The organism is Anabaena sp. CCY 9613, from assembly GCF_963920895.1.
Lineage (GTDB): Bacteria > Cyanobacteriota > Cyanobacteriia > Cyanobacteriales > Nostocaceae > Cyanocohniella.
In genome coordinates, this window is record NZ_CAWUDE010000012.1 from 55,096 (window position 1) to 81,793 (window position 26,698).

The window sequence follows — 26,698 nt, forward strand, 5'->3', positions numbered from 1 at the left end:
AGGGGGACTTTGATTCTTTTCCCCCTCGATCAGGGCTTTACGCTTTAGCGATATGCAAAATCTCAAATTGTTTGACTTAAGGAGCAATTATGACTAATAAACCATGTAAATACTGACTACCAGAACAGCCGCAGATTCACCTAGAGAAAGATACCCTAATGCAGAAAATTTGTAAGAATTGAAAATAATACGCAGATCTTCTGGAGGTGGCTCAATGACCAATAAAAATGTAAGAATTGTTTCATTAATTCCCAGTGGTACAGAGATTTTAGCAACACTAGGGTTAACTAATGAAATTGTGGGGCGATCGCATGAATGTGATTACCCTCCAGAAATCCAAAATCTCCCTGTTTGTACACAACCACGCTTAAACTCCCAAGCAGCAAGCAGCAAAATTCACGATGATGTCAATAATTTGTTGCAATCTGCTCTCAGCATCTATGAAATCAAAACAGACGTTTTAGAGAAATTACAGCCCACTCACATTTTGACTCAAGACCAATGTGATGTCTGTGCAGTCAGTCTACAAGATGTAGAAAAAGCTGTTGCTAGCCTTATCCATACTTCACCACAAATCATTTCCTTACAACCGAATCTTCTAGAAGACGTATGGACTGATATTGAGCGCGTAAGTCATGTCTTTGGCGTAGACTCAGTTAAGGTTTTAGAAAATTTAGAAGCTCGCGTAACTATATGTCAGCAAAAAATTCAAGGGCTTTCTTTAACAGAGTTACCCACCGTCTCCTGTATTGAGTGGACAGATCCTTTAATGTTTGCGGGAAATTGGATTCCCGAACTCGTTAATTTGGCAGGAGGACAGTCACAGTTTAGTGTGATTGGGAAACCTTCGGCTCGCATACCTTGGGAAACACTGATAAATAGCAATCCAGACATAATCATCTTTATGCCCTGTGGATTTGATTTAAATCGCACTCGCCAAGAAGCCCAATTATTTACTCAACATCCAGAGTGGCAAAAACTCCACGCCACCCAGGCTGGTAGAGTTTACATCACTGACGGTAATGCCTACTTTAATCGTCCAGGTCCAAGATTAGCCGATTCCCTAGAAATTTTGGCAGAAATTTTGCATCCAGAGATTTTTGATTATGGCTATAAAGGAACCGCCTGGGAAGTATTGTAAAAATTGGGCATTTCAATTTGAGATGTTAGATTCAATTGTCATCTAAAGTCTGCGCTGCGTATACTTTGCGAACACAAATTCCAAACGCCCCAATCCCTACTCTCTACTACCCCCAAACACAGCCAAACCATAATATTTCCAAGGCACTGCCACTGTTTTAAATCCAGATGCTGTCAGCATGTATAAATGTGTCTCTAAAGTAGCTAACTGGTCTTGACTAGAATACCCTTGTGTACTGCTGGTGCCAAGTTTAGCGCGAACTTCAGTTAATGGAACTCCCTGTTGGGTTGCCCATTGCTCTCGCGCGGCTTTGTAAACTTCTGCGAGGGTAGGTGATTCCGGTAATACTGGATCTGCATTCCAAAAATAACCGCCTTGGGTGAGACTGGCAGCAATTTGCTGAAATAACTTTAATTTCATTTGATCATCAAGATGGTGAATTGCCAAAGATGATACACAGGCATCAAATTCGCTCCCAATGCCTAACTTTTTGGGATTGTCTGCCCATTCGCCAAAATCGGCTTCCATGCCAGTCCACCTGTGTTGATATCCAGCTGCGGTGATTTTAGTTTCGGCAAATTGCAGCATTCGGGGTGAGTAATCTAAAGCAATTACTTGGGCATCGGGAAAGCGCTGGAGAATTTTCAGACTCAGTTCCCCTGTCCCACAGCCTAATTCTAAAATGCGATGAGTTGTCACAGGCAAGCAATGGGTGATTACTGTCAACATCTCATCATATCGGGGTAAAAGTTGGCGAATGCCTGTATCAAAATCGGCTGTTTTGGCGAATACTTCTCCGGGAAATAGCTGTTGCATGGGAATGAGAACAGATAGAACAGGTCGATGCACTATTAATTATGATGACGCATTCTGGCTGGGAAATAACACCGAGCGATATCGCTTATTTTTGAGGTCGTCAATACACGACAATTTCGATGTTTCATCCATCACTGTTGTCAAAATATCAGCCTCCCTAGGGCATATTTTGTTTAAGTATTAAAAATAACTAACTATATATAATCACGGTAGGATTCTATACTTAATTTTTTCTAGTTATTTAAATTACTGTCCCCAAAATTATTCATTGCTTTAGCCGGAAATAGTAAATTATGAAGCAAAAAAACAAATATAAATATTTTTAATATGTCTTGATAGCAAATTGCCGCTTAATTGCGTTAGACTAATTTGTGTCATTAGTAACTCTGATGAATAAAAACTTCTGATTTTCAAGAGTTGCGGACTTAGTATATTTAGTACTGAATAGTAACTGAACTGAATCAAAGTAGAAGTCCACCATCATTCTGAATCAGACAGAATGTAACAATTTTAGTGATATAAGGTTCGAGACTCATGCGAAAACACAGCGAACTGAAAGTTAATCAGAGCTGTAATCTGAAATGGAAACCTGGAGATAATTTATCTAGACAGTTTCCGTGACCCCATTTTTGCAGAGTCAGGCAGTCAAAATCCACTATAGATAAATATAGATAGGATGCATAGCAGAGTTAATCCAAATGCAGGTTAACTTTCTGGAAGTATATTGTCACTCTAATTTAAGCAGAGTGTCGCCAATTTATTGATGTTAAGGTTTTGGACTAATGCTAAATAACAGTGATCAGAACGTTAATCAGGGCTGTAATCTCAAATGGAAGCCGGGAAATAGTTGCTCTGAGCAGGTTTCTAAAATAGAATTTTTGCGGAATCGCACAATTGGCAAGCCATTATTAATTAAAACAATGGCGTTAATCTAAATTCGAGTCAATTTCCTGAAATATAATTAACAATCTTCCATCAGCGCCAGCATAATGGTGATAATTTTTGTATGGGATTAGTTAATTAGCCTTAAGGTAATCTTGAATGAGAGATTAACCTACAAAATTTGTATACATAGGTGATGTTCTTTATTAACATTACCGGCAATAGCAATGGGGTTTTTGAATGAAAGCCTGCTTGTGGATGCTTTGGCATAATTCGTAATTATGGTTATGAATTTTGATCTGGCAAAAGCATAGTTTGTGGTTGCTATATAACAGGTGAAACTTGTAGTTTTGCCTAGATCGTCGTTATGAAAATTTTAGTTACACCAAGGTCAACAGAAATGAATAATGTACAAGCGTCCTTTGCAGCAACGGAAGCTGAGTTTCGTGTGGAAGGTTACGAGAAAATTGAGTTTAGTCTTGTCTATGTCAACGGTGCATTTGACATTAATAACAAAGAAATTGCTGACAGTTACGAGAAATTTGGCCGTTGTTTGACTGTAATTGATGCCAATGTCAATAAATTGTACGGTGAGAAAATTAAGTCATATTTTAGACATTATGATATTGAACTCACCGTAGTTCCCATTGTGATTACTGAGCCAACCAAAACCCTGTCCACCTTTGAAAAAATTGTTGACGCGTTTTCTGACTTTGGCTTAGTTCGCAAAGAACCAGTTTTAGTTGTAGGTGGTGGTTTAACTACTGATGTGGCCGGGTTTGCTTGTGCTGCTTACCGTCGCAAGAGCAACTATATTCGCATTCCTACCACATTGATTGGTTTGATAGATGCAGGTGTAGCGATTAAGGTTGCAGTCAACCATCGCAAGTTAAAAAATCGCCTGGGTGCATATCATGCGCCGCAGAAAGTTATTTTGGACTTTTCCTTTTTAAAGACCTTACCTACAGCCCAAGTTCGCAATGGGATGGCAGAGTTAATCAAAATAGCTGTAGTTGCGAACTCAGAAGTCTTTGAATTATTGGATGAATATGGCGAAGACTTACTGCGTACCCACTTTGGTTATGTGAATGGTACAGAAGAACTCAAAGCGATCGCTCATAAGTTAAACTATGAAGCCATCAAAACCATGTTGGAATTAGAGACTCCGAACCTACATGAACTAGACCTAGATCGCGTCATTGCCTATGGTCACACATGGAGTCCCACCTTAGAATTAGCCCCACTTGTACCTCTATTTCATGGTCATGCCGTGAATATAGACATGGCTTTATCTGCAACCATCGCTGCTAGACGGGGATATATTACCACAGCAGAACGCGATCGCATTTTGAGCTTGATGAGTCGCATCGGTCTATCAATCGATCATCCGTTACTAGATGGCGATTTACTGTGGTATGCCACCCAATCTATTACCCTAACAAGAGATGGTAAACAACGCGCCGCCATGCCCAAGCCTATTGGTGAGTGCTTCTTTGTTAACGACCTCACCCGCGAAGAACTTGATGTAGTCTTAGCGGAACACAAACGGTTATGCGCCAAATTACCTCGTGGTGGCGATGGCATTGATGCCTATATTGAAACTCCAGAATCGAAACTACTAGGAGTTTAAATACATGACCAGTACTTTAGGACGCCACACTGCTAGACCAATAACGCCTCATAGCATCCTTGTATGGCAGTTACAGCAAACGCTGAGAACGGCAGAAGAAAATAACATACCTCAAGAGGTATTGACTTCTCTGCGGCAAACATTGCAATTAGCAGCAGGATTAGATCCTTACCTCGATGATTGCACCACACCCGAATCGGGTGCTTTGACAGCATTAGCCCAGAGGACTAGTGCAGAAGATTGGAGTAAACGCTTCAGTGATGGAGAAACAGTCCGACAACTAGAACAAGAAATGCTCTCTGGTCATTTGGAAGGACAGACACTCAAGATGTTTGTGCATATGACCAAAGCCAAGCGCATCCTGGAAGTGGGAATGTTCACAGGGTATTCAGCCTTAGCGATGGCAGAAGCCTTACCCAGTGAGGGGCGATTGATTGCTTGTGAAGTAGACTCCTATGTCGCTCAATTTGCCCAAGCTTGTTTTCAAGATTCGCCCCACGGTGAGAAGATTTCCGTGGAGGTAGCACCAGCTTTAGAGACACTCCATAAGTTAGCAGCAGCCAAACAGTCATTTGATTTGATCTTCATTGATGCCGATAAAAAGGAGTATGTAGAGTACTTCCAGATGATCTTGGAGGCTAACTTATTGACTGCCGACGGGTTAATCTGCGTCGATAATACTTTGTTGCAAGGACAAGTATATCTGCCTGCTGATCAACGTACCGCAAATGGTGAGGCGATCGCTCAATTTAACCGTGTCGTGGCTGCCGATCCACGTGTAGAGCAGGTGTTGTTACCCATACGAGATGGGGTGACTTTAATTAGACGCTTGGTTTAAGGTTTTTTCGGATGGGTGGCTAGTGTCGCCCATCCTCAGAATTGTTAAATGCAAAGGAACGCGAAGGAAAGCGCAAAGGGGCGCAGAGTATGACACAATCGATTTCTTTATCTTTGCCTGAATCGACAACGCCAGTGATGGCTGTGAAGGTGAAGATATGGGCTTTATTCAAGACGATCGCTACTTTATTGTTATTGTTTTTGGCTTTGCCGTTGAATGTTCTGGTAGTTGTATTATCTCTGCCAATAGCAATTATACGTAGTTTATTTATTCAGGAATTTGTCGTAATTACTCAACCGAGAACCATCTTGGTGAGTGGAGCGAAGATGACCAAGGCTTTGCAGTTGGCTCGTTCTTTCCATGCAGCAGGGCACCGAGTCATTTTGGTTGAGAGTCATAAATACTGGTTATCTGGACATAAATTCTCGAAAGCTGTAAGTCGTTTTTATACAGTTCCCGCACCACAAAGCGACCCAGAAGCATATATTCAGGCTTTGGTGGAAATCGTCAAAAAAGAGAAGATTGACGTGTATGTGCCTGTATGTAGCCCTGTAGCTAGCTATTACGATTCATTAGCCAAGCCTGCATTATCAGAATATTGTGAAGTGTTCCATTTTGATGCAGATATCACCAAAATGCTGGATGATAAATTTGCCTTTACCGAGAAAGCGCGATCGCTTGGTTTATCTGTTCCCAAATCTTTTAAAATTACAGATCCAGAACAAGTAATCAATTTCGACTTTAGCCAAGAAACTCGCAAATACATCCTCAAAAGCATTGACTACGATTCCGTGCGCCGCTTGGACTTAACCAAACTTCCCTGCGATACCCCAGAAGCCACAGCCGCCTTTGTTAAAAGTTTACCCATCAGTCCCGAAAAACCTTGGATTATGCAAGAGTTTATTCCTGGGAAGGAATTATGTACTCATAGTACAGTCCGGGATGGAGAATTAAATTTGCATTGCTGTTCCAACTCATCCGCCTTTCAAATCAACTACGAACAAATAGAAAATCCCCAAATCAAAGAATGGGTGCAACACTTTGTCAAAGGTTTGAAACTAACCGGACAAGTATCCTTCGACTTCATCCAAGCCGAAGACGGCCAAGTCTACGCCATTGAATGTAATCCCCGTACCCATTCAGCCATTACCATGTTCTACAATCACCCAGGCGTAGCAGCAGCATATCTGGAAAAAACTCCTCAACCAGAACCACTGCAACCCCTAGCAAATAGTAAACCCACATATTGGCTATATCACGAAATCTGGCGACTCACCGGCATTCGCTCCTTAAAACAATTGCAAACTTGGTTAAAAAACCTAATCCGAGGCACTGATGCCATTTATCAACTTGATGATCCAGTACCATTTTTAACCTTACACCACTGGCAGATTACCTTACTTTTACTAAAAAACCTGCAACAACTCAAAAGCTGGGTAAAAATCGACTTCAACATCGGCAAATTAGTAGAACTAGGCGGCGACTAGAAGAGGGGAGTAGGGAAAACTTACTCATACTCTCCTCTGCGACTCTGCGCCTCTGCGTGAAACAACATCCAAAATTTAATACTATGCAAATCACACTCAAACACGAACTTAATTCCGCAGAAAACTACAAACCATTTCCCCTGTCTCAAGTCCAGCAGTCAACATGGTTTCTCTACAAACTAGCACCAGAAGGTTTGGCTGATAAACTGGCCTTTGCTGTCAGGGTAAAATCACAAATTAATTTCTCTACATTAAAAACCGGCTTTCATAACCTCTTATCTCGCCATTCTTGCTTACGGACTGGTTACTATCAAAAAAATAACCAATTGATGCAGCGAGTATGTAATATTACTAAGTTGCCTATTGAACAGGTTGATGCTTCTGGGTGGAATGATGGTGAGTTACAGGAAAATTTACTCGCATCTGTGAAGCAACCGTTTAACCTAGAGGCGGGTTTGGTAGCAAGAGTTACTCTATTTAGTTGTTCTCCTACAGACCATGTTCTACTGTTGAGTGTGCATCATATTGCTTGTGATTGGTGTTCTTTGTTGGTTTGTGTGGATGAGTTGTTGGGAAATAATCTCACGCAAAGTCGAGCCAGTGCGTTGGGCGGCTCCGCCGACTTGTTCGCGGAGCGTCTCGTTGGCGCAGCCTCTCGTAGAGAAGAGAAGCAAATGGCGCGCAGAGACGCAGAGGTGAGGAGTTATGAGGATTATGTGTTGCGAGAGGTGGGTTTGTTGGTGGGTTCTCGGCTGAAGGAACTGGAGGATTATTGGGGAGGTAGATTATCTGGGGTGTTACCTGTTCTGGATTTACCGATGAGTCAGTCTCGTCCGGCGATGCGGAGTTATCAGGGGGTAGGGGAGAGATTTAAGATTGAGGGGGAAGTTTATCAGCAACTTCAAGCTTTAGCACAGGCGGAAAATGTCAGTTTATCTGTTTTGCTTTTGACGGCTTTTCAAGTTTTGCTGCGACGTTATACGGGTGAAGATGATATCCTGGTGGGTTGGATGAAGGCTTCGCAGAATCCATCTGTGGTGGGAAATGCGACTAATTTGATGGTTGTTCGGTCTGCTGTTGTTGATACTTTGAGTTTTCGGGATTTACTCAAACAGGTACAAGCAGTTTGTACGGAAGCAGCTAATTATCAAGATTATCCGTTTCCTGTGTTAGTCAGACAACTACAACCAGATTTCAAACTTAGTCATCCTCCTATTTGTCAGGTGGCTTTTGCTTATGAGGATGTTCAAGATTTACCAACTCTCTCACAATTATGGGTGGAAAACTCGGAGTTAGAGTATTTTCATCTCACCCAACAGCGAACAGAGTTTGACTTGACTTTGGAAGTGGTGGCGCTGTCAGATTCTCTGGTTTGCAACTTCCTCTATAACTGTGATTTGTTAGATTCTGCCACTATAACGAGAATGGTAGGGCATTTTGAAAATTTGTTAGAGGCGATTGCTCATAATTCTTCATCCAGTATTGCCCAACTTCCTTTATTAAATGCCGCTGAACGCCATCAACAGTTGATTGAATGGAATAATACGCAAACTGACTATGATTTATCTCGATGTTTGCACCAGTTAATTGAGACACAGGTAGAACTGACACCAAATGCTGTTGCGGTGACGTTTGCAGGAGAAAGTTTAACCTATGAACAACTTAATTCTCGCGCTAATCAGTTAGCGCATTACTTACAAACTTTAGGTGTTAAGCCAGATGTACTGGTAGCGATTTGTGTGGAACGTTCCCTGGAAATGGTTGTGGGATTGTTGGGAATCCTCAAGGCTGGCGGTGCTTATGTACCTGTTGACCCGGAATATCCCCAGGAACGCACAGCATATATGATAGATGATTGTCAAGCTAATGTGCTACTCACCCAAAGTCATTTGGTGGAAGATTTACCTGGAAACACCCAGAAAATTTGTTTAGATACTGACTGGGAAACTATCTCACACAGCAGCAATAAAAATCCTGATTCCAGCGTCCAGCCGACAAATTTAGCTTATGTTATTTACACCTCCGGTTCCACTGGTAAACCCAAAGGTGCAATGAACACCCATCGGGGAATTTGTAACCGCTTACTGTGGATGCAAGAAACTTACCAACTGAATGCCACAGATAGCATACTGCAAAAAACACCTTTTAGTTTTGATGTTTCCGTGTGGGAGTTTTTCTGGCCGCTATTGACTGGGGCGCGTTTAGTGATGGCGCAACCTGGAGGACATCGAGATACTGCTTATTTAGTGAATACTATTGTTCATGAAGGAATCACGACGCTGCATTTTGTCCCTTCCATGTTGCAGGTGTTTCTCGAAGCCAAAAATTTAGAAAGTTGTCAATCTCTCCAACGCGTATTTTGTAGCGGGGAAGCGTTACCAGTTGACCTACAAACCAGATTTTTTGCCCGGATGGAATGTGAACTCCACAACCTCTACGGCCCCACAGAAGCCGCCATTGATGTCACATATTGGCAGTGTCAGCGAGATAGTATCTTAAAAAGTGTACCCATAGGCAGAGCGATCGCCAACACCCAGTTATACATTCTCGACTCCCATCTGCAATTAATCCCACTAGGAACAACAGGTGAACTTTATATTGGTGGTGTAGGAGTTGCGAGAGGTTATCTCAACCGTCCAGAGTTAACACAAGAAAGATTTATTCCCCATCCTTTTATTGATGGTGAAAAACTATATAAAACAGGAGACTCAGCCCGTTATTTACCCGATGGCAACATCGAGTATATCGGACGCATTGACCATCAAGTCAAGATTCGCGGCTTGCGGATTGAATTAGGCGAAATTGAAAACTCGTTAACTCAACACCCACAGATTCGCGAAGCAGTTGTGATTACTCAAACAGACCACTTAAATCAGCAACGATTAATTGCCTATATTGTCACACCACAACAGCAACCCACTCCCAACGAGTTACGCAGTTTTCTCAAGCAAACCCTCCCCGACTACATGATTCCCTCAGCCTTTGTGGTTCTAGAATCACTTCCTCTCAACCCCAGTGGTAAAGTAGATAGGCGTTCTCTCCCTCAACCTGATTTGTCTAGTTTGATGGGAAAGGAAACTATAATTTCTCCCCGCAATGATTTAGAACAACAATTAGCAACAATTTGGTCAGAAATTTTAAATATATCGCCTCTAGGCGTGACCAATAACTTCTTTGAAATTGGTGGTAATTCTTTATCAGCGATTCATTTAATGAATGCCATAGAAAAGCAATTTGGTCGAAATTTACCCTTAGCCACCTTGTTTGCCAATGGCACAATTGAAAAATTAGCAGAAGTTATCAATTCATCAGACGAAGTAGATTTTGATTCTCCAATTATTCCTCTGCAACCACAAGGCAGTAAACGTCCCTTCTTTTGTGTTCATCCAGCCGGAGGGCATGTCTTATGCTATGTTAATTTAGCTCGTTACCTGGGTACTGAGCAACCATTCTATGGGTTACAAGCTCAAGGATTTAATGGAACAAAAGCACCCCTAGACACAATAGAAGATATGGCTAGTCTTTACGTCAAAGCCATACAAAAAGTTCAACCAGAAGGCCCTTATCAAATAGGTGGTTGGTCTTTTGGGGGCGTTGTCGCTTATGAAGTAGCGCAACAATTAATCCAGCAGGGGCAAGAAGTTTCTTTATTAGCAGTGCTAGATTCTTATGTCCCAATATTGCTAGACAAAGCCAAAAAAATTGATAATTCCTACTTAGTAGGTGTTGTATCTCGCGTCTTTGGCGGTATGTTTGGTCAAGATAATTTAGTAGAGCCTGAAGAAATTGCCCACCTGAATATAGAAGAAAAAATCGACTATATTATCGACAAAGCCAAAAAAGCCCAAATATTCCCGCCAACCGTTCAGCGGCAAAATAATCGCCGGATTTTAGAAGTACTTGTAGGCACATTAAAAGCTACCTATGCCTACCAACGTCGTCCCTATCCAGGGAAAGTCACTGTATTTAGAGCCAGTGAAAAACACGTTATGGCTCCCGACCCGACTTTAGTTTGGGTTGAGTTGTTTTCAGTACTAGCAGCAGATGAAATAGAGATTTGTAAAGTACCTGGACATCACTACTCATTTGTGCTGGAACCTCATGTGCAAGTTCTCGCAGAACGTTTAAAGAAATATTTGGTTTAAATTAGTGGTTTTGAGTTGGAGGTAGTTTTCCCGATATTCCGGGTAGAATAGAAAAACCATAACTTAAATTGGCAAGATAGCGCATCAATGAGCGATCGCTAGCCCCAACTTTACCATTCCCATAATTGGGAACCTGTATGCTCCAGCTTATCATCGTCGTACTTGTTGTGATTATCGGTTCAGCGCTTTGTTCGGGCATAGAGACGGCGCTGTTCTCTGTGTCTCCCCTGAAAGTCCGACAATTAGCACAATCAAACAATCCTTCGGCTGTGGCGCTTTTGGCAATTCGAGAAAATATGAATCGCCCAATTGCCACTATCGTCATACTTAATAATATTTTCAATATAGTCGGTAGTATTCTTACAGGTAGCATTGCCACTCAAATTTTAGGCGATACCTGGCTGGGTATATTTTCGGGGGTATTCACCTTTTTAATTATCATTTTTGCAGAAATCATTCCCAAGACAATTGGAGAACGCTATTCGGAATCAATTGCTTTACTGGCGGCTTTACCTGTCACCGGACTTTCGATTATCTTTACACCTTTAGTGTGGATAATTGAAAATTTGACGGCAAGGTTTTTTAAAGTCAAAAAACGACCAACAACCAATGAAGCTGAAATTAAACTACTAGCAAATATTGGCCAACAAGAGGGAATTATTGAAAGTGATGAAGCAGAAATGATTCAACGGGTGTTTAGGTTAAATGATGTCACCGCCGCCGACTTGATGACACCCCGAATTATGCTGACATATATACGCGGTAATCTGACCCTCACAGAAGCAAAAAAAGATATTATTGCCTCCCAACATACCCGAATTATTGTTGTCGATGAATCTATAGATCAAGTTATTGGCTTTGCCTTAAAGCAAAATTTACTCACAGCGATGGTAGAAGGTAATAACGATGAAAAAATCGCAAATTTAGCTCGTAAAGTTCACTTTGTTCCAGAAATAATTCGGGCAGATAAACTATTAAAAAACTTTATAGAAGCGCGTGAACATTTAGCAGTTGTAGTTGACGAATACGGTGATGTTGCTGGTGTAGTCACTTTGGAAGATGTACTGGAAGTGATTACTGGTGAAATTGTAGATGAGACTGATAGAACGGTTGATTTACAAGAAATTGCCCGTAAAAAGCGCGAAAAAATGTTGCAATCTATTAATATTGCTAATCCAAGTTAGGGCGTATTTTCTAATTTATAATTAAATCCTTGCCAGCCACTTTGTAAGTGCTAAATCTGCTAGGGATTATAGAGTATTAGGAACGAACAAGCTGTAACCCCTGATTTCTCAGACTTAGGGGTATATTTGCGCTCATTGCGTTGCTGCGATCGCAAAAAAATGGCGGGATTTTGCGTAATTCCTGTTATATCTGAAATTTCATAAAGATCTTTCATAATTAAACTGCTTTATCTAAAGAAATCAAAAAGTTAATTGAGTGTAGGTTATTTATTTATTTTCAAACCCTACCTCTGAGCCAAAAAGATAGAAATTAGATAAAAATCAGTACAAATCACATTAGCGCTTAAGCGAGTAAATACTACAATATAAATATCAATATTTTCAGAATACGTGCTTTCTTCTTCTACCAATTTCATCAAAATTAAATTTGACTAAAAACTTCAATAATATTGCGTAACCTAATAAACAAACTATGGAATCTGAAAAAATAGCTTTGATTCTTATTGGATATCAAAATGATTATTTTTCACCTGATGGCATTTTATATCGAGTGGTAGAGGAATCATCGAAAGTCACAAATGTCATATCAAATACAGTTCATCTTCTGGAGTGTCTGTTTTCCACATCTGCACTAATAGTCACGACTCCCATATTCTTTACCCCTAACTATGAAGAATTAATTGAGCCAATTGGTATTCTGAAAACAATTAAAGAAGTCAATGCCTTTCAAATGGGAACTCTTGGATCAGAAACAATTAAAGAGTTAATACCTTTTCAAAAAAGAATACTAGAAGTACCTGGTAAACGCGGATTTAACGCTTTCATCAATACCAATCTTGGTGAAATTCTTAAAGAGAGAGGAATCACAGAGGTTGTTCTAGCAGGTGCTGTAACATCAATATGTATTGATTCTACTGGTAGATCTGCTCACGAAAAAGGCTATCATGTGACAATTTTGTCAGACTGCACTTCAGCCCGTACCGTATTTGAGCAAGAGTTTTATTGTAGTAATATTTTTCCGCTGTATGCAGAAGTAATAACCCACAAAGAACTACTCAGTCATCTACAGTTAACTGTTGCCATCTAAACCAGAAATTTCTGTAAATAGCAATTTTACTCGTAGAGATAGGGAATAGTTAATTCTTTTCCTATAAATTGCTACAAGTAGTTTTGCTTCTCTCATAGGGTTTTGGGAATGATAGAAATACTTTTTTTATAATTCCTGTCACTTCTACCAATATAAAAGTTTATGAAGCCAGATTTGTTAGCTGATAACGAGCTGCATACGCAGATTCAATATCGTTTAATTGAAAAAATATCAGAATCAGAACGGCGTTATCGAGAGTTAGTTGAAAATCTACGTGAGATTGTATTTAAATGTGATCAAGCAGGTAATATTACACTTTTGAACAAAGCTTGGACAATGACTTTGGGTTATAGTGCTGAGGAATGTTTAAATCGCCCCATCGATGATTATCTCCATGCCGAAGATCGAGAAGTTTGGTTGAATTTTTTGAATCAAATGTATGATAACCAGGATTTGGCAGGTAGAGAATTACGTTTTCATCATAAAAATTCAGAGATTGTCTGGTTAGAGTTATCAGCCCGTTCTGAAGATCAGGGAGAAATATGTGGCTCTTTAACGAATATTACTGATCGTAAACGAGCGCAGGCTGCTTTGAAGGAAGCAAATGAAGCACTACAAATGCGAATTAAACAATTGCGGGTTGAGAACCTAGAACGCAAGCAGACAGAAGCGACTCTGTTACAGTCAAGAGAGCAACTGAAGGAGCAAAAACAGCAGCTAGAAGCGACTTTAAAGGAACTTAAACAAACCCAAACTAAACTGATTCAAGCAGAAAAAATGTCGAGTTTAGGGCAGTTGGTTGCGGGAATAGCTCATGAAATTAATAACCCAATCAACTTTATTTATGGCAATATAATTCATGCGAATGATTATATTAAAGACTTATTGAATTTAGTGAATCTCTATCATCAAAACTATTCTGTGCCAGCAGAGGATATTCAAAAACAAATCAAAAAAATAGACCTCATTTTCCTACTTGAAGACTTACCTAAACTCATGACTTCTATGCAAATGGGAGCAGATCGAATTTGCGAAATTGTACTTTCTTTACGAAATTTTTCTCGTTTGGATGAAGCAGAAATTAAACCTGTGGATATCCATGAAGGAATTAATAGTACTTTAATGATTTTACATAGTCGTCTTAAGGTAATTAACGATCGCCACTTTATTCAAGTAATTAAAGATTACGGCGAATTGCCACAGGTGGAGTGTTATGCAGGACAACTAAATCAAGTGTTTATGAACTTGCTGAGTAATGCCATTGATGCGGTAGTATCTCGCTGTAAGTCTGAAGTAATCAATGAGGAAACTCAGCTTCAGTTAATACCGGAGGAAGAAACAGAACTATCTTCTTTCATCCCCACCATTAGAATTCACACCGAAGTTATTTGTGATGATTATGTGGCAATTCGGATAATTGATAATGGTACTGGTATGACTGAATTGATTAAAAAGCGCATATTTGATCCCTTTTTCACGACAAAACCTGTGGGTCAAGGGACAGGCTTAGGTCTTTCCATCAGCTACCAAATAATTGTCGAAAAGCACGGTGGCATGTTGGAATGTTCTTCAGAGTTAGGCAAAGGAACAGAGTTTTTAATTAAGTTGCCAATCTCGCTTTCACATTCAAACTAGATTTTTAGACTACATGGGTACATTGTCGCCGCTCACTTGACTCATAACGGCAGTTCAAGAGAATTTTTGTTCGGTCATGATTTGGCAGAAAGCTTCTGTTTATTAACACTTATTGAGTGAAAAGATAAAACAATGTCACAGTACCATATGGGAATTAATTTAGGGCATGAGCGCTCAGTGGCCATCGCTCAGGATGGGAAAATTGCGGTGGCTATTGAGCAAGAACGTTTAGACCGCCACAAATATAGTCCTGGTTATATGCTTCATGCTCCTGGTGTAGCAGCCCAAATGCAGATTCCCGCAGAAGCCATGCGTTATTGTTTGGATGCTTGTCACATCACTATGAGCGATTTGGCGACAATCACGGCTAATATGCCTGGCTATGATTGTGCCCCTGATATTCTGCGTCGGGTATTACCTGCGGAAATTACGGATAAAGTGATGCGAATTCCTAGCCATCATTTAGCTCACGCCTATTCTGCCTACTGGCCTTCAGGATTTGATGAAGCATTGATCTTGGCTGTAGATGCTACAGGTAGCACCACTCCCGCCCATTGCACCGAATCTTATACCCTCTATGAAGGCAGGGGACAGACAATTACAACGCTGCATAACGAAATGGTTGCAGCTCATTTAGCTCAACTTTCCACCCTCGGCTTTGTTTATGAGTACATCACTCGCAAAGCTGGGTTTGTGACCAAAGTTGGCGATAAAATTCAGCACGCCGAAGCTGGCAAACTCATGGGTTTAGCTCCCTACGGCGGCGACCAAATCAATTGGCATTCTTGGATTCGGACTGTAAAAGATTCTTATAGCCTGAAAATTTCTGCTTACGATATCTTTTTGGAAGTCGCGGCACTAGAAAAGCGTTATGACAATGGAGAAGGCAAACCTTACCTACGTCCTTATTTGGTTGACCTCGCCTATAAGGTGCAAAAAGAATTAGAACAAGCACTATTGCATATTGTCGGTTTGGCTATCAAACGTACCGGACTGCGAAAGCTATGTATTGCAGGTGGCGTAGGCTTGAACTCTGTAGCTAACTACCAACTTTTACGCCAATTACAACTGGATGATATTTTTATTTTCCCCGCAGCCGGAGATAGTGGCATTGCTGCCGGTTGTGCTTTATGGGCATACCACACTGTCGGCGCGGGACAAAAGCGCGTATCTCTAACACGGGCTACCCTTGGTCGTCAGTATAACCGTGAGCAAATTACTCAGGCAATTCAACACTTCCAAGATTCTATTCAGGTGGAGGAGTTAACTACAGATGAGATGATTGCTCGTAGTGCTAAAGCCCTAGCACAAGGCAGTATTGTGGCTCGCTTTGAAGGTGGTGCCGAGTATGGGCCACGAGCTTTGGGACATCGGTCAATTATGGCTGACCCTACCTTTAAAAGAATGAAAGACATTTTAAATATGCGGGTCAAGTTCCGCGAAGCATTTCGTCCCTTCGCACCGGTGATTCCTGTAGAAGCAGTTTCTCAGGTGTTTGAGCAGCAAGTTGCCGCCCCGTTTATGTTACTCGTACCCCCATTGAAGCCAGAATCTCAAGAGAAATTACCAGCCATTACCCATGTAGATGGTACAGGACGGGTGCAAACAGTTACAGAATCAGAAAATCCTTACTTTTATCGACTTTGCTACAAATTGGTAGAAGAACGCCAGGGGCCGCCTGTGTTACTCAACACCAGTTTTAATGTAGCAGGTCAGCCAATTATCGAAACAACATTAGAGGCGATCGCCACCTTTCTGGGTACAGATATTGATTATTTAGCCATAGAAAACTTTTGGATTTCTAAACGACATGTACCTGTGCGTAGTTATGAAGAGCATCTGACAAAGGTTGGTGAAGTTATACTACCTCATGGACTACCCCCCCATGCACCTGATGTTACTGATTTAATGGCAAAACTAGACCAGGCCTTATTCTTTGGTCAGACGGTGGGTTGTCCTTGGACTCCAGAAGAGTTGCAGGTACTTTCTGCCCAGGGCGCTCAATATAAAGAAACCAGCGAACTGTTTCCAGAAAACCCGTTCATTGGTTCATTGCAGACAAAGCTTTCTAGTGATGTCATTCTACTACTTGACCCGTTAAACAAATCGACTCTGGTCGATCTCAAACAACAAGTACCCCCCTCAAGCTACACTTTTGCAGAAGTTCAGTTGTTGCTAGCTGTGCTGAATGCACCCATGAATAGCTTAGAACAAATGCGAATTGATCTGCGTCTGACTCAACGGGAATTTACACAACAAATTGAATGGGCAAATCAACAACTGCGTAAATACAGATTAGAACCTGCATCTCCCTACGTTCAATTTTTGACTACAGATTCAATTTTACCTTTGGCCTCAGAGCGCACCTTGGCACCTTTTGAAGATGAAAATTTTTCTGCCCGACATATTCTGTGCCATTTGTATGAATGTCTACACCAAGCAGGTTATAACGAAGCTAATATTTGCCAGTTACTAGGTGTTACCTCACAGCAAAATATTGAGCCGACATACCTGCACTATTATGATCGCCACAAACTACCGCAATCTGTATTAGGAGACTTGATTCGATTATTCTTACTGCGGGGTGCATTAACCAAAAGCAAATTACAAGAAATTTTTGGTAATGAGTTATTCTCAACTTTATGTAGTTTGGGTTTGTTAATTCGACGAGGTGAAAACTGGGTATCAAGAGTTGATTTATTTAGTGTTGCCGGACTATATTTAGTTACTGATCATCGCTACATGATCTTGGCAGAAGATGAGATTCACGAAGATGCTGTGATGTACGTAGGTATGGACAGCATGGGATTAGTTTACACTGCTCCCCAATATCCAGCCCAAAGAGTTTTAGATCTTTGCTGTGGTAGTGGCATTCAAAGCTTAGTAGCCAGTCGTTATGCTCAAGAAGTGGTAGGCATTGATATTAACCCACGAGCAATTCGCTTTGCCCGGTTTAATGCTCAATTCAATGGCATATGTAACACTCACTTCTGTTTAGGCAATTTATACGAAGCAACTTCTGGCCAGTTCGATACTATTTTGGCCAATCCCCCATTTGTTCCTAGCCCCAGTCAGCAATGTCGCTTCCGGGATGGCGGCTTAACTGGTGAAGATATTTTGGCCCGCATTATTTCTGAAAGTTCTAAATACCTGACACCTAATGGCAGACTGTTTATTGTCACAGATTTAGTGAATATTCAAGAGTATGAGTCTAAATTAGAACATTGGTGGCAAGGTGGAGCCGCCCACAAATTAGTGTTGGGAACTGCCGATCGCAATGATATTCTGTTCTCAGTGCCTCACTGTCATACAGCTTTTAATCAGACTTGGGATGAATACAACACTGAGTTAGACCAATGGCTACAAAATTTCCATACCACTGGTTTAAGGGCTGTCAACTTTGGTTATATTCTCATTTGTCGGGATACTACAAGCTCATATTACAGCCGCACAATCCACAATCCCCATCAGCCAATTCACCAGCAAGTACAAGAATATTTCCAGCAACGGCAGTTATTAGAAGCAACGCCAATCCAAGATTACTTTTTGGCACTGTCTCCAGATTTGCGATTCCGATTAGAGACGAGTCCCCGAACTGGAGAACGCCAAATTGAGTTATTTGCTCCCAATAATCCTTATTTCACCACTTATCCCATTAGTGAACAAATGTATCGCTTGTTGCAAGATGTCAATCAATGCCAACCTACGTGGGCATCTTACGTCACCGCAACTAACCAAGAATGGCTGCGGGAATTAATTTATAAGGGTATCCTTTATTTAACTGTGGAAGCACCCAATGTTAACCGGAATCGCCGATTAAATGACCCGGCACCCATTCATGGATTAACCATTGAAGAATTGCAAACTAAAACAACCCCCACCTGTGTTTCTTCCTATTTAAGGTAGATAGGTGGCAGTAAATAGAAAAAACTCATATCCCCGACATATTCAACAAATCGGGGATTTTTTTATGGGTATTTTTCCCTTTGATTTTAATCTTCATAAGGTTGTGGTCATTTCCTCAGGTGATACTTGCCTAAATCCACCAGTTGGATATAGATATTATGCATTGAGAATTTCCACAATTATTTTAGAAATCACATTTTACTCTATTGAACAAAAGGGTTTTCAATGTTTAGTTCAGCAATTCCTTGAAAGTCATGAACATTTCTTGTTACTAAACATGCTTCTGTATATATCGCAGTAGCTGCAATAATTGCATCAGGGAGTTTAATCTTATAATGTCGTTTTAATTGAATGGTCTGATTTTCAATTTCTCGTAATAATGCAACTGAGTTAAACTGAGATAATAAATCTTCTATTACTTGTTCTTCTGCTTTTGATAAACCAGTAAAACTCAGTAATTCAATCCGAATAATTGGTGAGAATAGAACATCATGTAAATTCAGGAATTTTTCTGCAAACCATGAATTAATTACTGGCTCACCAGCAAGATAGTAAATGAAAATATTTGTATCATAAAGATATTTCATTCGTCCCATTCCTGACGTAAAATATTTAAATGAGCCAGGATGTCTTCTTTTTTATGCTTTAAGATTCCTTGAGCTTGAGAAATTTTGTCATAGTCTTTTTTCCAATTTAACAGCATTGATTCTGGTACATCTACTGTAATCGAATCTTCATCTTGATATACAAGATAATGTTTTGGTATTTTGATTAATGGCACAGTTTATACTCCTGTTTTTAAGATTTATGGCTTTGATTATAACTGATTTATTTGGTTTTTCATTATGAAATAGCTGACTATATTAAGGCTTGGTGAGATTACACAAAAATTAAGGTCATGCCAAAATGGACAAATTAGTTGTCACTGATTTAAAACTGTTGATCACCTATTTGACCGTAATATGAAACGTCTTTTATTAATTACAGAACGGTTTGCGCCAGAGTTGGGAGGTTTAGCTACTAGTGCGACACGTCTTGTAACGACACTCTGCCAATTGGGAATAGAAGTTGATGTTGTTACCTGGAGCCGTTATTTACAGCCGGGTGAAGTTTTACCACCGGAAACTCTAGATGCTAAATCTCGGATCTATCGTATAGGCTTATACCGTCATTGGGATATGACAATGCCTCACACACTAAATTTTCTAGATTGGTTGTATCAAACTCGTCACTATGATGCTCTGTGGGGACATTATCTTTTTCCTTGTGGTTTTCTCGCTACTTGGTTTGCTGCACTCCAAGAAATACCGAGTACAGTCAGCGCCCGTGGTAATGATATTGACAAAGAAATGTTTCCTCCAGGTGATTTTTCTCGCCTACAATGGACGTTACAACATGCCAGTGTCATTACTGCTGTCAGTGCTGATATGTCTCGCAAAATTCGGTTACTTAGTGGACGAGATGATGTGTTGGTGTTGAAAAATGCAGTGGATACAGATATATTCTGTTTGCAGAACTTTGATTCACCAGCAGAAATCACTAGGGAAAAGTTAGGAATTGCGCCTGATGAAGTTGTCATGGGGTTTTGTGGCGAATTACGAGAAAAGAAGGGACAGCAGTTTCTTTTAAATGCTTTGACAACAGTTCGCAGTCAGCGTGCGGCTTGTTTATTAATTATCGGTGAGGTCAGGGCTTCTCAGGAATCGGTGTTGCAAATTTATCAAACTCAACAGCCAGAACACGCCCAAAGAATCATGATTACGGGACATTTGGGAAATTCGCGGTTAGTTGCTGAATATTTACGACTTTGTGATGTTTATCTCCAGCCTTCACTGTGGGAAGGAATGCCAAATGCACTGTTAGAGGCGATGGCTTGTGGTTGTTGCTGTATTGCTAGTGATGCGGGGGGGATTCCAGAGGTGATTTTACACGGTGAAAATGGTTTTTTGCTACCGCGTTCGCAGTTGCATAGATTGGGTGAGGCGGTGCTAGAATGTCTGACAATACCAATAGCGCAAAAAAATATGCTGATTCAGGCAGCAGGCGATCGCATTCTCAATGAATATTCTATCGCCCAGGAGCAACAGCGACTTCAAACTGTGATAGATCGTTTAATCCCCAACTCTCCATAAGCAGCGGTTAAAGCTTCACCTGCACGTTGCCAAGTGTAATATTTCTCAATGTGCTGACGAGCGTTGATTGCTAGTTGGGTGGCTAATTCTTTCTGGTTTTGCAATTGCAACACCGCATCTTTAATGGCTTTGGCTGAACCAGATTTGACTAACAAAAAATGTACTTTGTCTTCTCCAAGTTCCCGTACCACTGGTAAATCACTAGCAATTACAGGAACTCCCGTTGCCATACCTTCTAAAATCTTTAGGGGACAGCAACCTTGGACTAAGTTGCGATCGCTAGGCATTAATGGTGCCAAAATCATATCAGCAGCATGGATATATTCGACTAACTGTGTTTGTGATGTTGGTTCTAAAATAGTTAGTTTGTCTGTAACTCCCAACTTTAACGCCAGTTGCTTTAACTTTTTGATTTGATAATCTCTAGCTTGTCCTATTACTGTTAAATAGGCAGGAAAATCTTTATTTACTAGTTCTAAGGCTTCAATTGCTAAGTTGACACCTTGCCACGGTGAAAGTGTGCCAAAATAGATCATTTGTAAGGCATTTAGTGCGCCATCGTTCAGTATAGGTAATGTGTTTGCGTGTTTATAAGTAAATACATTTAAATCCACACCGTTGGGAATCACCCGAATTTTCTGGGCTGCTACACCCCGACTTTGCAAATATGCCGATGTCACACTACTTGGTGTCACAATTAAGTCGGCTGCTGTTAAACAAATTTGTTCTTGGGTATGTAATTTGTGCAGTAATACCGGATCATCAGCAACCCCAGGATAGCGATATTTTAGTTCAATAGACGGTAAACCGTTGACTTCAAATATCAGGCGATCGCAATATTTCTGTTTATTACGGGCGATGATCAAACCTTCATAAATTGAACGAATATGAACTACGGAAAATCTCTGATCTTGCAACCATACCCTTAATGAATTTTGAAAATACAAAACTCTGGCAATCAAGTTTTTGCCTAAAGCTGGCAACATTGTTTGCCTTATATGTGGATACATTTCGTTGACATCTATCTTAACCACTGTAGGTGAAACTGTCACCAACTGAATATGATCAAAATCTCCAACTAAGGCCATCGAGAACGCCATAATATGAATCGCTGCCCCTTTTGGTGCAGGAACAATATCGAAACAAATATAAGCTATCTGCGGTTTATTCATAAAACTTTGTATACTTCGTTGACACTTAGTTTTCCCTTTGTTATACTGGCGGCTATTTATATGAGTTTTATCTAATATATTTCGACAAAAATCAATTGCAAAATAATTTAAATAAAATTAATAAAACTCTATCCATTTGCACAATAAAACAAGATATTTGAAATCAATTTAAATTAATGGAGTTAGTCTATTATGCCCATTGAATTACAGCAATTTCGTCAGAATTTAACGTATGATGTCAAGGCGCCATTAACTATTATTTCAACTGATTTAAATGATTTAGAAGCACTTTCTCAGTTAGCAGAACTCAGAAAAAATAAACACGCTAAAAAAGCTATTTACTATTTTGTAGGAGCAGCCGTATTAGGTGTAGTGAGTTTGATTGTATCTAGCTTAAGCATATTATCGTTGTTGCTAAAATTGGGCTGTATAGGTTTAGGTATTGCCTGGGTTTATTCCTTAGTAATGATGTCTAAGTTTGGTAAACTCAATATTCTTAATTATCGCTATAACGTCACTAAGCAAATCTTAGATATGCTAGTTCGAGATTTAGATGAAATATCTGACGTTTATCTAAAGTTATCTTTTCAGAACGATGAAATCAACGAAAATAAAATAAATACAATAGCACATCCCCATCGCACAGGATGGAAAATAGATATTTATCAAAATCAGTGGTTAAATATTCAAGGAATATTTTTAGATAAAACTCGCTTTAAATTAACTACTATGGGGCTAACCAAAAAACAATATGGCTGGAAACGTGGTAGGAGTGGCAAGAGTAAGTATAAATCGAAAGTTAAATCAGTAGGATTAGATATCAACTTAAGCCTAACTTATCCTCAACGCCGTTATGGAGCAGTAAAAATTTTAAAAAATGAAATTAGAGATGCCATCAAGCTACCTCAAGTAGCTGTTATCAGAAATTTAAAAATTACAGATAAAGCTATGCATCTTATGGTGAGAATCCCGCCAAATCGATCAAAAATTCAAGAAGATATATATCAAACAATTGTAGCTATGTTTTTGAGTTTATATCAAATCCTCAATTTAGCAAAGATGCTTTCTAAGGAGAAAGTATGAAAATTATTTTTCTGATTTTGGCTTTTTTGATAACATCAATTTTAGGATGTAATAACCAGGCAGTAAATGAGTTACCACAAAAAAACATATCAGAAACCACAACTAGGGCAGTTGCGGTTACTAACTCTACAGAAAAAATTAAATTTAAGACTGAGTTTGGAGCAGATTTATTTTCCTTAAAGCAGCAAGCAAATGGAGCTAAATTAGTAGATGGTAATGATCAAGAATTAGCCAACATGAGAGCAGAAGAACTAGGGAAACTAAAAATTAAAAATGCTTCAGATAAAGTTTTAGGTTACGTAATTAGAGAAAGGGGTCAGTGGACAATAAAAAACCCTGAACAAACTCAATCGTTGTATATCCTCAAGCGGCACAATGATCTAAACTATAGTTTAGAAGATACGGCTAAAAAAGAAATTTATCAGATTAAAACGCAAAATGATAGGTGGGAAATTAATACACCACAGCAAAATTTAGTGTATCAAATTAGGATTAAAGATGGTAAAACTTCTTTAAGAAATGCCTCTGCAAATACAGTATTTTCTACCAAATCGCAAATAGCACCCATTGCATTCGCTTGCTTTGGATTAGACATTCTCACGCATGAACAACAAGCAGCTTTAGCTTATGCTGTAAATTTAACAGGGGGACAATAAAACTTGCAAATTCAACTTACTTGGATAGATCCAAATACCGCAGAACACCGAGAACCATTATTAGAAACACCAGTGGTGATTGGGCGCAATTTTCAGCAAATGCCACACGAAATTAATGGTAAACGAGTTTCTAGGGTGGTAATTAATGATGATTTAGTTGCAGATTATCATGCTTTGATTGATGGGCACAATCAAGAATTAATGATTATTGCTCAAAATACAAATTTTGGACTAAAAGTTAATGGTTTGTTCGTGAATAATGGTAAATTGAAAAATGGCGATCGCCTGCAAATTGGTAACTGTGAAATAGAAGTCAAGTTAGCCGCATCAGCAGGATCAAATGTCTGCGATCGCCTGGTAGGATTTCTATTTAAACGACGCTGCGATCGCACTGATAAAATCGGCTGTCCTCACTGTAACGAATCATACGAAGAAGACTATGCTTTTTACAGCAACTATGGCAATTATCGCTCTGGTGACTGGGGTCATAACTATTACGAAGATAGAGATTATTATGTTTATGACTCCTATACAGGTAATGTCAATTTTACAGAAGCAGATGCTGTCAGTTTAGAACATGAAAATGATACGGATTTTGAATATGATATGGGAGCAAGTTGAACAGTTATATAGATTATTTGGATTTTGCAAAAAACTTGGTTAATTTATGCTTTAGGTGGGGGATGGGGACATTTAACTCGTGCTTTGTCTCTAGGAAGAATTGCCGCACACCACAGAAAAATCAGAATTATTACCAATAGTCCTTATGCCCAGCACATGGATAGTCAGGGTTGTGTAGTGCATTGGATTCCCGATTATACGGGTTTTTCTGCCACTTGTTTACAAGTACGAGAAATTTTACTCAATACTCGCTACGATGGCTTAATTATTGATACCTTTCCCAGAGGCTTGGGGGGTGAATTGGCAGATATATTACCGCAGTTGTATCCTATCCCCCGGATTTTAATTCATCGGGATATTAACCCACAATATATTACTGCCAAGGGTTTACAGTCTTTTGTCAAGAAAAATTTTGATGCTGTGATTGTACCAGGAGAAGGTACAGATTTAGGGTTGTGTGACTTGCCTGGTGTCCACCACACAGCACCTTGGTTGATTCGTAATGCTGAGGAATTACCAGAGAAAAATGCCACGCGATCGCATATCCTCAGAGTAGATAAGTCCGTAAAAACCATCCTTGTGTGTGCAGCCGGGCAAGCATCAGAGTCAAGTATTTTTACGCAAATAGCCCTGGAACTACATCAAAAATTTCCCGAATGCGCCGTGAGAATTTTAGCCCCTGACTGTCCGGTAGATGTTCCACAAGCTTTATGGATGTCTCACCATCCAGGTATTGAATGCCTAGCCGCAGCCGACGTAGTTATAGGTGGGGCTGGATATAACACAGTTTACGAATGTGCCGCTGTGGGTGTACCTTTAGTAGCATTAGCTTTTCATCGACTGTACGATCGCCAAGAAAAACGAGCCAGCAAGGGTTATTGGGTCAAGAATATTCCAGAAGCTGTTGCCACTGTGAGCATACTTCTCGATCAAGTACCAACACAAAAAACTCCCGTAGCCTCAACTTATGTTAACGGTGCCGTGGAAGCAATGCATCAGATTATGAGTTATAAGTTGTAAGTTATGAATTTTATCTTCTAATTACTAAATTTTTACCTGTATTGAATCGTGAATCTACGCCATCTGATTCCCATTTTTGATAATTCCGTCGCCACTTGGGCCTTAGAAGCCCGATTACTGCGTTGGTTAACATTGATTTGGCTGTCTGTAGGACTAATCATGCTATTTTCAGCATCTTATGCCGTTGCCGATGCGCGTCAAGGAGATGGACTATATTACTTTAAGCGTCAAGTCATTTGGGCTTTAGTGGCCTTAATTGGATTCAACATAATTGTGAATCAACCCCTGAGGAAAATTCTGGGGATGTCTCATTGGTTTTTAGCAGTATTTCTGGCGTTAATTTTTGCCACCTTGATTCCCGGAGTAGGGAGAAAGGCTTTCGATGCAGCACGTTGGATAGCCATTGGGCCCATTCCCCTCCAACCTTCAGAATTAATTAAACCCTTTTTGGTGCTGCAAAGCGCCCGACTGTTTGGACAGTGGGAACGTTTGACTTGGCCAGTGCGTTTAACTTGGTTAGGTATTTTTGGTTTAGTACTTTTAGGAATTCTCGCCCAGCCTAACTTAAGTACAGCCGCACTCTGCGGGATGACTATGTGGTTAATTGCTTTAGCGGCTGGCTTACCTTACAAGTATTTGGGAGGAACAGCAATTGGTGGTCTACTCCTAGCCGTACTCAGTATTAGTATCAAAGAGTATCAGCGAAAGCGGGTGATGTCGTTCCTCAATCCTTGGGCTGATCCTACAGGTGATGGTTACCAATTAGTACAAAGTTTGTTAGCTGTAGGTTCTGGTGGCCCTTGGGGGGCTGGATTTGGACTTTCCCAACAAAAGCTGTTTTATTTGCCAATTCAGGACACCGATTTTATCTTTGCAGTGTTTGCCGAAGAATTTGGCTTTGTTGGCAGTATAGTACTTTTGATACTTTTAACTTTATTTGCCGCTTTAGGATTAGTTGTGGCATTAAAGGCGAAAAATCCAGTAAATCGCCTCATAGCCAGTGGTGTAATCATTGTGATCATTGGGCAATCATTGTTACATATTGCTGTAGCGACAGGTGCCTTACCAACTACAGGTTTACCGCTACCCATGTTTAGCTATGGCGGTAATTCCATTATTTCCAGCTTAGTTTCCATTGGATTACTAATTCGGGTAGCCCGTGAGAGTAGTGAAGCTGAAGTAGTACCGTTGCGACAAAACAAATCCGAGAATGGACATCAGCGCCGGACGTTAGCGAAACAAAAAATCTTAAAACGCTAGACT

Annotated in this window: 19 protein-coding genes; 15 read left to right on the forward strand and 4 right to left on the reverse strand. The window is 40.2% G+C overall.

Going from position 1 to position 26,698, the window contains the following annotated elements; genetic code table 11:
- Window positions 1–214 precede the first annotated feature (214 nt).
- On the forward strand, window positions 215–1,141 hold the full coding sequence (locus ACM0OT_RS15320; protein ID WP_414565210.1) for a cobalamin-binding protein: 927 nt from the start codon (window positions 215–217) through the stop codon (window positions 1,139–1,141).
- A 96-nt stretch (window positions 1,142–1,237) separates the two neighbouring features.
- On the opposite strand, the gene ACM0OT_RS15325 is transcribed toward ACM0OT_RS15320, so the two are convergent.
- Window positions 1,238–1,957: a class I SAM-dependent methyltransferase gene (locus ACM0OT_RS15325; protein WP_414565329.1), complete on the reverse strand. Its 720-nt coding sequence runs from the start codon at window positions 1,955–1,957 to the stop codon at window positions 1,238–1,240.
- A 1,282-nt stretch (window positions 1,958–3,239) separates the two neighbouring features.
- On the opposite strand from ACM0OT_RS15325, the gene ACM0OT_RS15330 reads away from it, so the two are divergent.
- The 8 genes from ACM0OT_RS15330 to ACM0OT_RS15365 all read left to right on the forward strand — a co-directional run bounded on the left by ACM0OT_RS15330 (window position 3,240) and on the right by ACM0OT_RS15365 (window position 18,751).
- Window positions 3,240–4,469 carry a sedoheptulose 7-phosphate cyclase gene (locus ACM0OT_RS15330; protein ID WP_414565211.1) on the forward strand — a complete coding sequence of 410 codons (1,230 nt, stop codon included), beginning with the start codon at window positions 3,240–3,242 and terminating at the stop codon, window positions 4,467–4,469.
- Between the two features lie 4 nt (window positions 4,470–4,473).
- Window positions 4,474–5,307, forward strand: a complete 834-nt coding sequence (locus tag ACM0OT_RS15335) for an O-methyltransferase (protein ID WP_414565213.1) — start codon at window positions 4,474–4,476, stop codon at window positions 5,305–5,307.
- Window positions 5,308–5,396: 89 nt separating this feature from the next.
- On the forward strand, window positions 5,397–6,794 hold the full coding sequence (locus ACM0OT_RS15340) for an ATP-grasp domain-containing protein (RefSeq protein WP_414565214.1): 1,398 nt from the start codon (window positions 5,397–5,399) through the stop codon (window positions 6,792–6,794).
- A gap of 83 nt (window positions 6,795–6,877) precedes the next feature.
- On the forward strand, window positions 6,878–10,939 hold the full coding sequence (locus ACM0OT_RS15345; protein ID WP_414565215.1) for an amino acid adenylation domain-containing protein: 4,062 nt from the start codon (window positions 6,878–6,880) through the stop codon (window positions 10,937–10,939).
- A 137-nt stretch (window positions 10,940–11,076) separates the two neighbouring features.
- Window positions 11,077–12,123 carry a hemolysin family protein gene (locus ACM0OT_RS15350; RefSeq protein WP_414565216.1) on the forward strand — a complete coding sequence of 349 codons (1,047 nt, stop codon included), beginning with the start codon at window positions 11,077–11,079 and terminating at the stop codon, window positions 12,121–12,123.
- A gap of 472 nt (window positions 12,124–12,595) precedes the next feature.
- Window positions 12,596–13,210, forward strand: coding sequence for a cysteine hydrolase family protein (locus tag ACM0OT_RS15355; protein ID WP_414565217.1), 615 nt, complete (start codon window positions 12,596–12,598; stop codon window positions 13,208–13,210).
- 162 nt (window positions 13,211–13,372) lie between these two features.
- Window positions 13,373–14,845 (forward strand): ATP-binding protein, encoded by a 1,473-nt coding sequence (locus ACM0OT_RS15360; protein ID WP_414565218.1) that lies wholly within the window; start codon window positions 13,373–13,375, stop codon window positions 14,843–14,845.
- 132 nt (window positions 14,846–14,977) lie between these two features.
- The gene (locus ACM0OT_RS15365; protein ID WP_414565219.1) at window positions 14,978–18,751 is read left to right on the forward strand and encodes a carbamoyltransferase C-terminal domain-containing protein; all 3,774 of its coding nucleotides are present in this window, start codon (window positions 14,978–14,980) and stop codon (window positions 18,749–18,751) included.
- Between the two features lie 203 nt (window positions 18,752–18,954).
- Here ACM0OT_RS15365 and ACM0OT_RS15370 read toward each other — a convergent pair whose 3' ends face one another.
- Together ACM0OT_RS15370 and ACM0OT_RS15375 are read right to left on the reverse strand one after the other, a co-directional pair.
- On the reverse strand, window positions 18,955–19,338 hold the full coding sequence (locus ACM0OT_RS15370) for a type II toxin-antitoxin system VapC family toxin (RefSeq protein ID WP_414565220.1): 384 nt from the start codon (window positions 19,336–19,338) through the stop codon (window positions 18,955–18,957).
- On the reverse strand, window positions 19,335–19,532 hold the full coding sequence (locus ACM0OT_RS15375) for a hypothetical protein (RefSeq protein ID WP_414565221.1): 198 nt from the start codon (window positions 19,530–19,532) through the stop codon (window positions 19,335–19,337). The genes ACM0OT_RS15370 and ACM0OT_RS15375 overlap by 4 nt, the downstream gene beginning before the upstream one ends.
- 181 nt (window positions 19,533–19,713) lie before the next feature.
- Here ACM0OT_RS15375 and ACM0OT_RS15380 point away from each other — a divergent pair, with 181 nt between their 5' ends.
- Entirely contained in the window at window positions 19,714–20,883 is a 1,170-nt protein-coding gene (locus tag ACM0OT_RS15380; protein ID WP_414565222.1) for a glycosyltransferase, read from the forward strand.
- On the opposite strand, the gene ACM0OT_RS15385 is transcribed toward ACM0OT_RS15380, so the two are convergent.
- Window positions 20,844–22,055, reverse strand: coding sequence for a glycosyltransferase family 4 protein (locus ACM0OT_RS15385; RefSeq protein ID WP_414565223.1), 1,212 nt, complete (start codon window positions 22,053–22,055; stop codon window positions 20,844–20,846). The genes ACM0OT_RS15380 and ACM0OT_RS15385 overlap by 40 nt on opposite strands.
- Before the next feature lie 192 nt (window positions 22,056–22,247).
- Here ACM0OT_RS15385 and ACM0OT_RS15390 point away from each other — a divergent pair, with 192 nt between their 5' ends.
- Genes ACM0OT_RS15390 through ACM0OT_RS15410 form a run of 5 tightly spaced genes read left to right on the forward strand, consistent with a single transcriptional unit; the run spans window position 22,248 to window position 26,695 of the window.
- Window positions 22,248–23,138, forward strand: a complete 891-nt coding sequence (locus ACM0OT_RS15390) for a hypothetical protein (protein ID WP_414565224.1) — start codon at window positions 22,248–22,250, stop codon at window positions 23,136–23,138.
- A complete protein-coding gene (locus ACM0OT_RS15395) occupies window positions 23,135–23,794 on the forward strand; it encodes a hypothetical protein (protein WP_414565225.1) in 660 nt (219 codons plus the stop codon). Before ACM0OT_RS15390 ends, ACM0OT_RS15395 begins: the two co-directional genes overlap by 4 nt.
- A gap of 3 nt (window positions 23,795–23,797) precedes the next feature.
- Window positions 23,798–24,415 carry an FHA domain-containing protein gene (locus ACM0OT_RS15400; RefSeq protein WP_414565226.1) on the forward strand — a complete coding sequence of 206 codons (618 nt, stop codon included), beginning with the start codon at window positions 23,798–23,800 and terminating at the stop codon, window positions 24,413–24,415.
- A gap of 24 nt (window positions 24,416–24,439) precedes the next feature.
- Window positions 24,440–25,435 carry a UDP-N-acetylglucosamine--LPS N-acetylglucosamine transferase gene (locus ACM0OT_RS15405; protein WP_414565227.1) on the forward strand — a complete coding sequence of 332 codons (996 nt, stop codon included), beginning with the start codon at window positions 24,440–24,442 and terminating at the stop codon, window positions 25,433–25,435.
- 48 nt (window positions 25,436–25,483) lie between these two features.
- On the forward strand, window positions 25,484–26,695 hold the full coding sequence (locus ACM0OT_RS15410) for an FtsW/RodA/SpoVE family cell cycle protein (protein ID WP_414565229.1): 1,212 nt from the start codon (window positions 25,484–25,486) through the stop codon (window positions 26,693–26,695).
- Window positions 26,696–26,698: the final 3 nt, after the last annotated feature.